This window comes from Campylobacter showae (assembly GCF_900699785.1).
Taxonomy (GTDB): Bacteria; Campylobacterota; Campylobacteria; order Campylobacterales; family Campylobacteraceae; genus Campylobacter_A; species Campylobacter_A showae_D.
This window is the reverse complement of sequence record NZ_LR535679.1, coordinates 78764-90464: the sequence shown is the minus strand read 5'-3', so window position 1 is coordinate 90464 and position 11701 is coordinate 78764. Positions and strand designations below refer to the sequence as shown.

Sequence of the window (11701 nt, the reverse complement as noted above, 5' to 3'; positions counted from 1 at the left end):
AAGCTCAGAAATTTGGACAAAAATTCTGATTTTCTGAGTTTTTAAATTTAGAGATATCGTAAGTAAGTTTTACTTAAAAAATGGCTATCTAAATTTGACGCAAACTTGTTAATTTAACAACCAAAAAACCGCTCCGCAAATTTAACCAGCGAAGCGGCGGAAAGTAGAAAATTAAAAATTAGACTTATTTTCTTCGACCCATTTGTCGATGCGTTTTGCGTAGTTTTCATCGCCCTTAACGTCAAGCGCGAGACCGATAAATTTGCCGTTTACTAAAAACGCGGAGTGGTTAAATTTATATCCGTCCACGTCGCTAGCGCCGAAAATTTGCGCATCTTTTAGATACGGCAGAAAATCCACCGCGCCGCTAAAAAGCGTTTGCGGGTGGTTAGCTTGATTGCCGATGGCTACGATGGCGGCTTTTTTGCCTTTACTGCCGGCTTTTAAAAGCGGCAGCTTCTCCGCCCAATCAGACTGCAACTCGCCGTCGCCGTAGCTAGGCGCCGCTGCGATGATAACGTCAAATTTAGCAAAATCCTCTGCCCCAGCGCCCTTTACGTCTATTAGCTGAGCTCCTATTTTGCCGGCTAGATACTCGCACGCGCTCTTTGTGTGCCCCTTTGTCGTCGTGTAAAAAATACCAACGCTCATTTCGTTCTCCTTAAAATCAAATAAATTAATACCTGAATTATAACGAAATGATACTTAATTTATCTTATTTCAAATCACGCTTTTATTTGCCGTTTTTTATGCAAATTTCGGCGTATTTAAGCCCCAGCTCGTAGGCTTTTTCGTTCTCGGCGTAGACTTTTTTAGGCACTTTTGAGAGCATTACGCGTTTAACTAGCTCGGCACCCAGGCAGCAGCTCATCTGCACGGCGACTGCGAGCGCTACGACGCTTTGGGTTATGACGTTGCCCACTTCGTCTTTAGCGATGGAGATGATCGGTATTTCGTAGATTTTCCACCGTTTTTTATCCTCGTCGCTAGCGCGTACTAAATTTGGCTCCACAACGATGATGCCGCCCTCTTTTACGCCCTCTTTAAACTGCTCGAAGCTAACCTGCGCGGTAGCGAGCATAAACTCGATCTCGCCCTCGTTTGCGTACGGGTAAAATATCTCGCGCTCGCTCAAAATGATATCGACCTTCGTCGGTCCTCCGCGTACCTGCGAGGTGTAGGTCGAGGCCTTGACGCCGTATCCGCCCTCCTCGATCTTGGCCGCGGCTAAAATTTCGCCCGCTAATATCACGCCCTGGCCGCCCACTCCAACGAATCTTAACTGCCTTTTCATTTTAGCGCTCCAAAGTCGATTTTCTCGCCGTCTCTAGCGGCTTTTATCACCATGTCGTAGGCCTTGGTGTACTCCATGCGCGACTCGTCTTTATGCAGCACTCCTAGCGGAAATTTACCGTCTCGCTCATCCTCACTCATCGCGTCAAATTTAGCCTTACTTACCGTGCGACCGTCTATCCACTCCAGCATCTGCGTGGCCTGCCCCATTTTGTTTTTGCGGCCCAGATTTATGTGGCAGTTTGAAAATACGTCAAAAAAGCTGTATCCGTCGTGCTCGAAGCCCTCGGCAAATATCTTTTCCAGTTTTGCAGGCTCTATCACGCTGCTACGCGCTACAAATGTCGCTCCTGCGGCGGTTGCGAGTTTGCACGCGTCAAAATTTGGATCTACGTTACCATACTGCGCCGTCACCGTCCAAAACCCGGTCGGCGTGGTCGGGCTTGTTTGGGAGTTCGTTAGCCCGTAGATGAAATTATTTATCAAAACGTGCTTTAAATTTATATTTCTGCGGCATCCGTGGATCGTGTGATTGCCACCTATGGCTAGCCCGTCGCCGTCGCCGGTTACTACGATGACGTGTTTATCGGGGTTTGCTAGCTTAATACCCGTAGCATAGGCTATCGCGCGACCGTGCGTCGTGTGGACGGTGTTGCAGTTGATATAGGAGCTAAAGCGCCCGGAACAGCCGATGCCTGAGACCACGCACACGTCGTTCATATCCCAGCCTAGCTTATGTATTGCGCGGATTAGCGCCTTTAATATCACGCCGTCGCCGCATCCCCAGCACCACAGAGTCGGCGTTTTGTCCGTGCGTAGGTAGTCGTCGTAGTTAAATGCCATCAAATTCTCCTATTTTTTGCGCGATTTCTTGCGGGCTGATCGGGCGGCCGTTGGCTTTTAGCAGCGTCTTAAAGTCCTCTCTTAGCGTGGCTTTGATTATCTCGCCCGTATACTGGCCCAAATTTAACTCGCAGATCAAAATTTTGCTAAATTTAGCCGAGATTTCGCGTAGTTTTTCGCTTGGCGTCGGAAAGAGCGTGATAGGCTTAAAAAGTCCTACTTTCACGCCTTTTTCGCGTAAATTTAGCACCGCCTCCTTTGCCGCGCGAGCCACGGAGCCAAACGCGATAATGCAAATCTCCGCGTCATCTAGCATAAACTCCTCGCAAAGCTCAAACTCGTGCGCGTGCGCGTTTATTTTGTTAAAAAGGCGCTTAATGTTGTAGTCCACGACCGCGCCGTCCTCGGTCGGAAAGCCCGTCTCGCCGTGATGCAGGCCAGTGACGTGATAGCGGTAACCGCCGAAAAATTTATTTAGCACGGCAGGCTCGTCCGCCGCGGCCCTGTACGGGCGGTAGTCCGCGGGATCGCCGCTAAACTGCTTACGCAAGTAGATCTCTAGCTCGCTAATCTGCGGCAGCACGGCCTTTGCGTGCATATGCCCGATCGTTTCGTCTAGTAGCAAAAACACGGGCGTCATGAATCTCTCGGCGAGATTAAACGCGCGAACGGTCTGCGTATAGCACTCCTCTAGGCTTGAAGGCGCGATAACGATGCTGTTTACGTCGCCGTGAGTCGGGTTTTTCGCCTGCAGTAAATCGCCCTGCGCCACGCGAGTAGGCAGCCCCGTGCTAGGGCCGCCGCGCATGACGTTTACGATCACTAGCGGCACCTCCGCGATAAAGCCAAGCCCGATCTGCTCGGCCTTTAGCGAGATACCGGGACCCGAGCTTGCAGTCATCGCCTTTGCCCCGCTCATCGAGGCTCCAAGCGCCACCGAGATGCCCGCGATCTCGTCCTCCATCTGGATAAATTTGCCGCCGTGCTTTGGCAGCAGTACGCTTAGTTCGTGCGCGATCTCGCTGCTTGGCGTGATCGGATAACCGCCGAAAAAGTTACACCCGCACTCAACCGCCGCAAGCGCGACCAGCTCGTTGCCGCTAGCGATGACCTCTCTTTTGCCGCCGTTATTATTTAAAAATTCGCTCATATCTCCGCCTCTAATTTTTCAAATTTATTCTCTTTTACGGCGGTCGCGCGCTCTTTACTTTCGGCGGTTAGTTTGGCGAATTTAAATCCCTTTTCCGCTACGTAAATCGCAAAATCGGGGCAGTGTAGCTCGCACTCTCTGCACCCGATACAGGACTCCGGATGCACGACTTCGATCGTTTTACCTAGCACGGCGCGCGGCTCTACGGCCATCGCCAACACGCCCGCAGGACAGCAGCTCACGCAGATATCGCATGCCTTACAGCGCGAGATATCGACCCAGACGGGGGCGTCAGTTTTTATCAGCATATTTTTCCTTATCAAATTTAACTCGTAACGATAATTTTATAGCATTTAAGTTAAATTTGGTATTTAAATCGGATAGTAAAATAAAATTTGGAGATTTTTTGTATGAAAACGAGCAAATTTGAAACGCCCTAGCGAATATGCCGTTCTTGATATTTAGGATTTTTGGTTCAAATTTAACGGCTATTACGCAATTTGGCGTAGAGTAAATTTAGAAGTTAAATTTACCGCCGCCGATCCGTAAATTTAAAGATGATTTAACGGATACGGCGGTAAATTTTAAGACTCAAAACAGCCGAATTTATTGCTATTTTAGTCCCTCACGCCCACTTTGCCAAATCCCGAAAATCTATTTGACGCGAGGCACGACGTGCTTTTGTTTTTGCATGATACGACGTAGGAATTTAGCTCTTTTTTGCCTTTTTTGCGGGTATTTTTATCGTTTAAATTCATAAAATCCACCATATTTTTACCCTTGGTATGATGCGTAAAGGCTACGGTACCGTCTTTTTCGACGCTACTTACGATGCCTACGTGAGTGACGATTTTAGCCTTTTTGTTATTTTTCGTGCTTCTAGTCGTGTTGTTGAAAAATATCAAATCCCCGACCTGCGGATCGTCAAATGCAATCAGATTTTTACTCTCGTAGAGCTTAAACATCGCTTCGCTTTTTAGGCCGCGCTTGGTGTAAAATTTATCGAGTTCCTTTTCGTCGAAAAAGTCTCGATTAAATTTTTTATTTATAAGCGTCACAAAGCCTGAGCAGTCGCCGCCGTCTCTTTTGCCCACATATTTTTGCATAAGGTCAAGCAGGGCTTTTTCTTTCACGTTAAATCGGTCGCCGACTTTGCTTTGCGTCGTGTCACTTGACAAGTTTTGGGTTTTGCTCTTTTCTAGCGAAGGCGCAACTTGAATTTGACTTTTCTCCGCCGCCATCGCAGCCTGAGTTTGGCCTTGTCTTGTCTGCGTCGCGACCGAGGCTTCATTTTTCGGAGCGCTCGGAGAAACGTTAGCGCAGCCCGAAATAAAAGCCGCTAAAAATAGCGCATGGATTTGTTTTGTTTTGATCTTAGATTTTATAAACATCAGCTACGCGATTACCCCGCTTTCTTTTAAAAATTTGATATTTACGGCCGTTTGAGATTCGCCTTTTTCAAGCGCCGCTTTTTCATCCGCGCTTGGTTGCTTGATCTCGCGTACTCCGCCCTTGCCTAGCTTCACGAGCCTACCGCCCGCGCGCTCGCCATCTATCACGCAGCAGCTTAGCCACTGATCGCTACCGGTTTTTATCGCCTCGCACATCTTGGCCGCAGCCGCGCCCGGAGCGTAATACGCCGACGTGCCGAGCAGCTTAACGATCTTTGCGCCGCCCGTTTTAGCCTCCTGCGCTACCGCGTCAAATTCGCCGCCCAGATCCACGCTCACGTTGCTTTGCAGCGCCACCATATCGTCGTTGTGAGAGCCTATGATGTGCGCGCTAAATGCGCTGTTTTTTAGCCCTGTTTTTTGAGAGATCTCGTATTTTAGGCGCGCAGAGTCTAGTTCGCCAGCCATGCCTAGCACCCTGCTTTTATCAAAACCGCTAGTTTTATAGACTAGATACGTTAGCGCGTCAAGCGGGTTGGTTACGTTTATGATGACGCAGTTTGGGGCAAATTTGGCGATTTTTTCCACCGTGCCTTTTACGATACCGGCGTTTTTTAGTAGCAAATCCTCTCTGGTTTGCCCCTCTTTTCTAGGGCTTCCAGCCGTTACGACCACGATGTCGCTATCTTTAACTAGCTCAAAATCATCCCCGCCGGCAACGCTAACATCCAGACCGAAAACCGCCGCGCTCTGAGATAGATCGATCGCCTTTGCGCGTGCCACGTCGCCGAATATATCAACTAGCGCGATCTCGTCTGCGATGCCTCTTAGCAAAATAGCGCTAGCCGCGCTTGCGCCTACGTTTCCGGCTCCGATAACTGAAATTTTCATTTTTTTCCTTTTTTATAAAATTTGATTTTGTAAAATTTGATTAAACGTAGCGCTCGGCCTCATCGCCGCGCTCGCCTTTTTATCGTCAGGCTTATAGTATCCGCCAACATCGATCTTTCGTCCTTGCGCCGCGTTTATTTCATCCGCGATTACGCTCTCGTTTTTCGCGAAATTTTGAGCGATGAGTTTAAATTTATCGCCCAGCTGCGTGCCGCTAGCGGCAAGCTCGCTCGCCCAGTAAAGCGCGATATAAAAATGGCTCGCGCGCGTATCTAGCTGCCCCACTTCAAAGCGCGGGACCTTGTTTTCTTTTAGATAGCGCTCTACGGCCGTATTTAGCGTATCGGCTAAAATTTGCGCCTCGGGACTTTGCTTAAATCCCGCTAACTGCTCGAGACTAGCGCCCAGAGCCAAAAATTCTCCCAGGCTATCCCAGCTTAGGTGATTTTGCTCCAGCAGCTGTTCGGCGAGCCTGGGTGCGCTACCTCCCGCTCCCGTCTCAAAGATACTTCCGCCCTCCAGTAGCGGCACGACAGAGAGCATCTTAGCGCTGGTTTCAAGCTCCAAGATCGGAAAAAGATCGGTCAGATAGTCGCGCAGGACGTTGCCCGTGACACTGATACAGTCCTCGCCGCGCCTCATGATCTCAAGCGACTTTTTGCAAGCGGCCGCGGGAGACATGATCTCTATATCAAGCCCGCTAGTATCGGCGCTTGCTAGCTGCGCTCTTACTTTTTTTAGGATTTCTCGGTCGTGAGCTCTGTTTTCGTCCAGCCAAAATATCGCCTTTTGTCCGGTTATTTTTGCACGTTTTAGCGCCAGCTCGACCCAGTTTCGCACGGCGACGTCTTTAGCCTGCGTCATCCTAAATATATCGCCTTTTTCTAGCTCAAATTTAAATAAAATTTCGCCTTTTTCATTTAGTACGCGCGCCTCGCCCGCTTCGCTTATCACAAAGGTCTTATCGTGGCTGCCGTACTCCTCGGCCTTTTTAGCCATCAGTCCGACGTTTGAGACGCTGCCGATTTTAGCGGGATCTAGCGCGCCGTTTGCCTTGATATCCGCGATCGCTGCTTCATAAACCACGGCATAGGTTTTATCGGGTATCACGGCTTTGGTTTGCCTGGCAATTCCCTCTTTGTCCCACATTTTGCCGCCGTTTTTTATCATAGCAGGCATCGAAGCGTCGATGATAACGTCGCTAGGTACGTGTAAATTTGTAACGCCTGTAGCCGAATTTACCATCGCTAAATTTGGCCTTGCGGCGTAAATTTCATCAAATTTGGCTTTTATTTTTTCCTGCGTTGCTTGCGGTAAATTTAAAATCCGCGCAAAAAGGTCTTTTAGTCCGTTGTTTTCGCTGACGTTTACGCTTTTTAGCTCGCCTGCGAACTCATCAAAAACCTCCGCGAAAAAAATCTTTACGAAATGCCCGAAAATCACGGGATCGCTCACCTTCATCATCGAGGCTTTTAGATGCACGCTAAAGAGCAAATTTTTTGCTTTCGCGTCCGCGATTTGCTCCTTTATAAAGACGTCCAGCTCCCGCGCGCTCATAAAGCTAGCGTCGATTACGTCGCCTTTTTCTACCGCTAAATTTTCTTTTAGCACGCGTTTTTCACCGCTTTTTGAGATAAACTCGACGCGTAAATTTTCATCTGCTTCAAAGCTGATCGAGCGCTCGGAGGAGTAAAAATCGCCGCCCTTCATATAGGCGACTTCGGTTTTGCTATCTTTTTCAAAAGGGGTGATTTTATATGGATTTTCGCGGGCGTAGCGTTTTACCGCACCGACACATCTGCGGTCTGAGTTGCCTTCTCGCAGCACCGGATTTACCGCGCTTCCTAGCACTTTGGCGTACCTAGCGGCAGCGTCTTTTTCCTCCGGCGTTTTTGGATTTGAGGGGTACGGCGGTAGATCGTAGCCCTTAGCGCGAAGCTCGGTGATAGAGGCGTTTAGCTGAGGCAAGCTTGCAGAGATATTTGGTAGTTTGATTATATTCGCGCGCTTTTCTTGCGTCAAATTTCGCAGCATTTCAAGGTCGTCGCTCACTCGCAGATCGGGCGGTAGCTTGTCGTTAAAAGCGGCGATGATCCGCGCGGCTAGCCCTATGTCGGCCTGGGCTATCTCTATACCGCCTGCGCGCAAAAACGCCTGCAGGATCGGAAACAACGAGTAGCTAGCAAACAGCGGGGATTCGTCGGTTCTAGTATAGACGATGTCGCTCATCTTTCCTCCTAGTTAAATTTCGCAAAATCTTATCCAAATTTATATTAAAACGCCTTTTGGCGGGCTATTTTTGGGAATTTATCGCGCCTACGTGCTCCTCGTACGTCGCGCTAAATTTATGCTTGCCCGTCTTTTTATCGCGAACGAAGTACAAAAACTCGCTCTGTGCGGGCCTTATCGCCGCCCTTATCGCCGCTAGACCCACGGTGCAAACGGGGCTTGGCGGTAGACCTTCGTTTAGATAGGTGTTAAATTTGCTCTTATCGCTTCGTATGCGCTCGGCCGTGACCGTCTCGTGCGAGTAGAGTCCGTAGTTTAGCGTGCCGTCCATCTGTAGCTTCATGCCCTTTTTTAGGCGGTTTTGGATGACGGAGGCCACAAGAGGCATCTCATCCTCGTTTGCAGCCTCTTTTTGCACGACCGAGGCCGTCACGAGATACTCGCTCCAGCGCTTTTCGTCGTAGTTACCGAGCAGTTCGGTCGCCGTTTTTTCGTGGGATTTTTTAGATAAATTTACTAGATGCGCCGCTAGCTGTTCTTCGTTTACGCCAAGCGGTACTTTGTAGGTTTCGGGTACCAAAAAGCCGTCCTCTAGCGGAGCAAATTTAAAGTAAAATTCATTTAGCTTGGCCTCGCTTAAATTTAGCTTTTTTGCAACCTCTTGCAAAAATACGGCCGTCGTTTCGCCGGGAATCAGCGTTATTTGCGTTAGGGCCGCCTTTGCGGTCGTGAGTTTATATAAAAAATCAAGCTTGCTAAGCTTTGCCGCGCCCAGGTCTATCCAGCCTGCTTGCACATGCCCCATAGCGCGCAAGATCACGGCGTCTATTTTATTTGCGTCCATATTTTTTTCGCTTAGATATGATATAATCCCAAGCGTACTGCCCTGAGGCACGAAAATGACCTCACTCACGCTCACCGGGCGGCTAAGATAAACAAGAAAGCTCAGAAAAAATATGAAAATCATCTCGCTGATAATGAAGAAAATTTGGCGCATTTTGATCCCTGCGGTTTTGATATTCGTCATTTTTATAGCCGTCCTAAAACACGGCGTCGAGATAGAAAATATCGACGCGGGCGACTTTAAAATAGAGCAATTATATATAAAACTCGATAAAAAAATAATTTTACGCGCGCAAAATATAGAAATACCTAAACAAAGCGCCAAGGATAGCTCCGAGGACGCGCTGCTAGATCTATCCAAAAACATCGTCTGGATCGACAGGCTGTTTGAGGAAATCTTACTCGAGCGCGTTAAGTTTTTAAACAGCGAGTCCACGCTATTTTATAGAGACGACGTTTTTTATCTAGATAGCCCGTTTTTGGCGGTTAGTTCAAATTTTAAAGATACCGAGGACGGCATAACCGCAAACATCTATCTACTCGAGTTTAAGGATTTTAACATCACCTTAAGCGGCATTAGCAATGCCGATTTGAGGCGCCAAATTTACGATTTTAACGGCACGTTTTCTAGCCACGAGCTAAACGGAAACGCCGCTATAAAACTCAAAAAAGCCGAGCTAAAATACGAGCTAAGCGACATAAACGCGACTAGCCTAAGGGGCTTTATGGACGAGCTGGGCGCAAAAACAGGACTAGATAAAGAGATAAAAAACTGGATCTACGGCTATATCACGGCGGATAACTACTTCGTAAAATCGCTTCGGGGTAGATTTGACCTAAACAGCCAAGAGCCCTATCTAAACGAGCTTAGCGCGCAGGGTTTTTCAAAAAACGTAAAGGTTAAATTTCACGAAAAACTACCCGCCGCCACAGCCGAAGGAGTCGACGTCGAGCTAAAAAAAGGCTCGCTATTTTTCACGCTAAAAAACCCGAAATGGCAAGGCAAAAATCTAAACGGAAGCACTCTTGAAATCTATAAAATTTTCGAGGAAAAAGGCGCGGGACTCACGCTAAATTTGCAAACCTCGGCCCTCTACGACAAAAGCGTAAACTCCATACTAAAAGCCTACGACATCGAGGTTCCCGTTGAACAGCTAAGCGGCAAAACTGACGGCAAACTCGCGCTTGATATCAAATTTGACCCGCTAGAGGTGACGCCTAAGGGTAAATTTAAGGTCGCGGGCGGACAGACCCTGATCGCGGGAGCTAAATTTAACGTAGATACCGCAGACGTCGAGCTTTTAAACGACAAGCTAAAGGTAAACGCGAAAAATACGGGGATGGACTTTTTTAGCGCGGACGCGGCGGTAAACCTTGATCTAGGCAAGCTCGCAGGCGACATAAACGGCACGCTAAAGGGGCTAAATTTAGCCTTCGGCAAGAGCGAAATTTTAAAACTAGGCGCGGTGCCGTTTGCGGCCAGGCTTGATTTTAGCGGCAAGGATACAAAGCTAGATATCGCGTCTCCGGCCGCCGTAGGTTTAAGATTCGGCGCGCAAAATGAGATAAATTTACCCGATGCAAAGAGCCTACTGCCCTACTCGCCGCTGCTAAAAAGCCTGAAAATCTCAGAAGGCGGCGTAAATATAAAAACCAAAGATTTTGAAAATCTTAGCATAGAGGCTAACGGCGTTAAATTTGAAACACCGCTGTTTAAAAAAGACGGCTCGCCCTACGACGCCGATAGCTTTGCGATCGACGTAAACGCCAAGGGCGCAACGGGCAAGAGCAAAAGCGGCGGGCTAAATTTCAAAATCGCTGGCAGCAAGACGGAGCTTTTTATAAAGGAGCTCGATCTTGTGCTTAGCGGCGATGAAAATTTGACCGATAAGGAAGGCGACATCGAGTTTGAAGCCAAGGGCTCGAAGCTTGTTTTAAATGATTTTAACGCGACTCTAGATCTGATAGCATATAGCGGTCAAAGTGCGGGTGGGACGGTGAGATTTGACGCTAAGCCCGCTCGCGGCAACTTTTCGCTTATAAAATCGGACAAAAAATTTGAAATGTCGGCAAACGACATCAGAGGCGAGTTTATCAACTCGATCTTTAACATTAAGAGCTTTGAGGGCGGCAGCTTTAAAATGCGCGTTTTGGGTGCTAGCACAGATGATTTTAAGGGTGAAGTAAGGCTAATCGGCGCCACGCTAAAAGACTACACGTTTTACAATCAGCTTCTCACGTTTTTAAACTCCGTGCCGTCCTTGCTCGTGTTTAAGACGCCGGACTTCGGCGCCGACGGCTATCCGGTAAAATTCGGCAAAATTTTATTTGAGAAAAAGGCAGACGTGCTAAAGTTTCTAGCCATCGAGTTAGAGAGCTCGAGCGCGGATATCGGCGGTCACGGCACGATAAATCTCGCAACCAAAGAGATCGACGTGGATCTGGAGCTAAAGCTGCTAAAGGACGCCAGCTCCATCATCGACAAAATCCCGCTCATAAATCAGATCGTGCTGGGTAAAGACCGCACTCTCTCGACCGTCATCAAGGTGCGCGGAACGTTGCAAAAGCCGCAGTACTCGACGCAAATCCTGCAAGATGCGCTTCTCTCGCCGTTTAAGATAATCAGAAACGTACTTGAAGCGCCGTTTTTGATATTTGAGTAAATTTGACGAGTGCAAGCGTCTGCGCCGCTAGTTTGCGGGTTAAATTTAAGCCAAATTTGATACTCTGTGCCGCTTGGTTGCGCAAGGCGCTCGCAAATTTAATCAAATTTGCGGTCTTTGCTATTTTTAAACGGCAAGCATGAGCGCCATACTTAAAAACCGAGTCGAAAACAAAATCCAAAATCGCAGCGTCAATGTCCGCGTAGCAAAAATTTCGCCCTTAAAATAGACTAGAGTCGCCGCGGATTTTCATAAATTTGTAATCTTTATAGGCCGTGAAAACCGCGAGCAAAACGCCAAACGTCGCTGCGATACTTCTCGCCGTAAAGTCAAAATCGCGTCCGCGCCAAATTTGATAAAAACGGCGCCAAAGCTAGCAAGATAACCAGAGACAGATA

At 48.2% G+C, this 11701-nt stretch carries 10 protein-coding genes; 1 reads left to right on the top strand and 9 read right to left on the bottom strand.

Going from position 1 to position 11701, the window contains the following annotated elements; all coding sequences use genetic code 11:
- Nucleotides 1-171: 171 nt before the first annotated feature.
- From E4V70_RS00415 to mltG, 9 genes are all read right to left on the bottom strand, one after another.
- Nucleotides 172-651, bottom strand: a complete 480-nt coding sequence (locus E4V70_RS00415) for an NADPH-dependent FMN reductase family protein (RefSeq protein WP_122862947.1) — start codon at nucleotides 649-651, stop codon at nucleotides 172-174.
- Between the two features lie 82 nt (nucleotides 652-733).
- Nucleotides 734-1294, bottom strand: coding sequence for a 2-oxoacid:acceptor oxidoreductase family protein (locus tag E4V70_RS00410; protein ID WP_122862946.1), 561 nt, complete (start codon nucleotides 1292-1294; stop codon nucleotides 734-736).
- Nucleotides 1291-2136, bottom strand: coding sequence for a 2-oxoglutarate ferredoxin oxidoreductase subunit beta (locus E4V70_RS00405; RefSeq protein ID WP_122862945.1), 846 nt, complete (start codon nucleotides 2134-2136; stop codon nucleotides 1291-1293). Before E4V70_RS00405 ends, E4V70_RS00410 begins: the two co-directional genes overlap by 4 nt.
- Nucleotides 2126-3286 (bottom strand): 2-oxoglutarate synthase subunit alpha, encoded by a 1161-nt coding sequence (locus E4V70_RS00400; RefSeq protein WP_122862944.1) that lies wholly within the window; start codon nucleotides 3284-3286, stop codon nucleotides 2126-2128. The genes E4V70_RS00405 and E4V70_RS00400 overlap by 11 nt, the downstream gene beginning before the upstream one ends.
- Nucleotides 3283-3594, bottom strand: coding sequence for a 4Fe-4S dicluster domain-containing protein (locus tag E4V70_RS00395; RefSeq protein ID WP_122862943.1), 312 nt, complete (start codon nucleotides 3592-3594; stop codon nucleotides 3283-3285). Before E4V70_RS00395 ends, E4V70_RS00400 begins: the two co-directional genes overlap by 4 nt.
- Before the next feature lie 309 nt (nucleotides 3595-3903).
- Nucleotides 3904-4677: an NlpC/P60 family protein gene (locus E4V70_RS00390; protein WP_122862942.1), complete on the bottom strand. Its 774-nt coding sequence runs from the start codon at nucleotides 4675-4677 to the stop codon at nucleotides 3904-3906.
- 3 nt (nucleotides 4678-4680) lie between these two features.
- Nucleotides 4681-5568, bottom strand: coding sequence for a lactate/malate family dehydrogenase (locus E4V70_RS00385; protein WP_122862941.1), 888 nt, complete (start codon nucleotides 5566-5568; stop codon nucleotides 4681-4683).
- Between the two features lie 12 nt (nucleotides 5569-5580).
- A complete protein-coding gene (locus E4V70_RS00380; protein ID WP_122862940.1) occupies nucleotides 5581-7797 on the bottom strand; it encodes an NADP-dependent isocitrate dehydrogenase in 2217 nt (738 codons plus the stop codon).
- Between the two features lie 64 nt (nucleotides 7798-7861).
- The gene (gene mltG, locus E4V70_RS00375; protein ID WP_277418879.1) at nucleotides 7862-8824 is read right to left on the bottom strand and encodes an endolytic transglycosylase MltG; all 963 of its coding nucleotides are present in this window, start codon (nucleotides 8822-8824) and stop codon (nucleotides 7862-7864) included.
- Here mltG and E4V70_RS00370 point away from each other — a divergent pair.
- The gene (locus tag E4V70_RS00370) at nucleotides 8754-11303 is read left to right on the top strand and encodes a YhdP family protein (protein WP_122862938.1); all 2550 of its coding nucleotides are present in this window, start codon (nucleotides 8754-8756) and stop codon (nucleotides 11301-11303) included. The genes mltG and E4V70_RS00370 overlap by 71 nt on opposite strands.
- The last annotated feature ends 398 nt before the right edge of the window (nucleotides 11304-11701 follow it).

Bases quoted from the DNA above. Each gene is read 5' to 3' on its own strand.
- E4V70_RS00415 (WP_122862947.1), bottom strand. From the start codon at position 651: ATGAGCGTTGGTATTTTTTACACGACGACAAAGGGGCACACAAAGAGC.
- E4V70_RS00410 (WP_122862946.1), bottom strand. From the start codon at position 1,294: ATGAAAAGGCAGTTAAGATTCGTTGGAGTGGGCGGCCAGGGCGTGATA.
- E4V70_RS00405 (WP_122862945.1), bottom strand. From the start codon at position 2,136: ATGGCATTTAACTACGACGACTACCTACGCACGGACAAAACGCCGACT.
- E4V70_RS00400 (WP_122862944.1), bottom strand. From the start codon at position 3,286: ATGAGCGAATTTTTAAATAATAACGGCGGCAAAAGAGAGGTCATCGCT.
- E4V70_RS00395 (WP_122862943.1), bottom strand. From the start codon at position 3,594: ATGCTGATAAAAACTGACGCCCCCGTCTGGGTCGATATCTCGCGCTGT.
- E4V70_RS00390 (WP_122862942.1), bottom strand. From the start codon at position 4,677: ATGTTTATAAAATCTAAGATCAAAACAAAACAAATCCATGCGCTATTT.
- E4V70_RS00385 (WP_122862941.1), bottom strand. From the start codon at position 5,568: ATGAAAATTTCAGTTATCGGAGCCGGAAACGTAGGCGCAAGCGCGGCT.
- E4V70_RS00380 (WP_122862940.1), bottom strand. From the start codon at position 7,797: ATGAGCGACATCGTCTATACTAGAACCGACGAATCCCCGCTGTTTGCT.
- E4V70_RS00370 (WP_122862938.1), top strand. From the start codon at position 8,754: ATGAAAATCATCTCGCTGATAATGAAGAAAATTTGGCGCATTTTGATC.
- mltG (WP_277418879.1), bottom strand. From the start codon at position 8,824: ATGACGAATATCAAAACCGCAGGGATCAAAATGCGCCAAATTTTCTTC.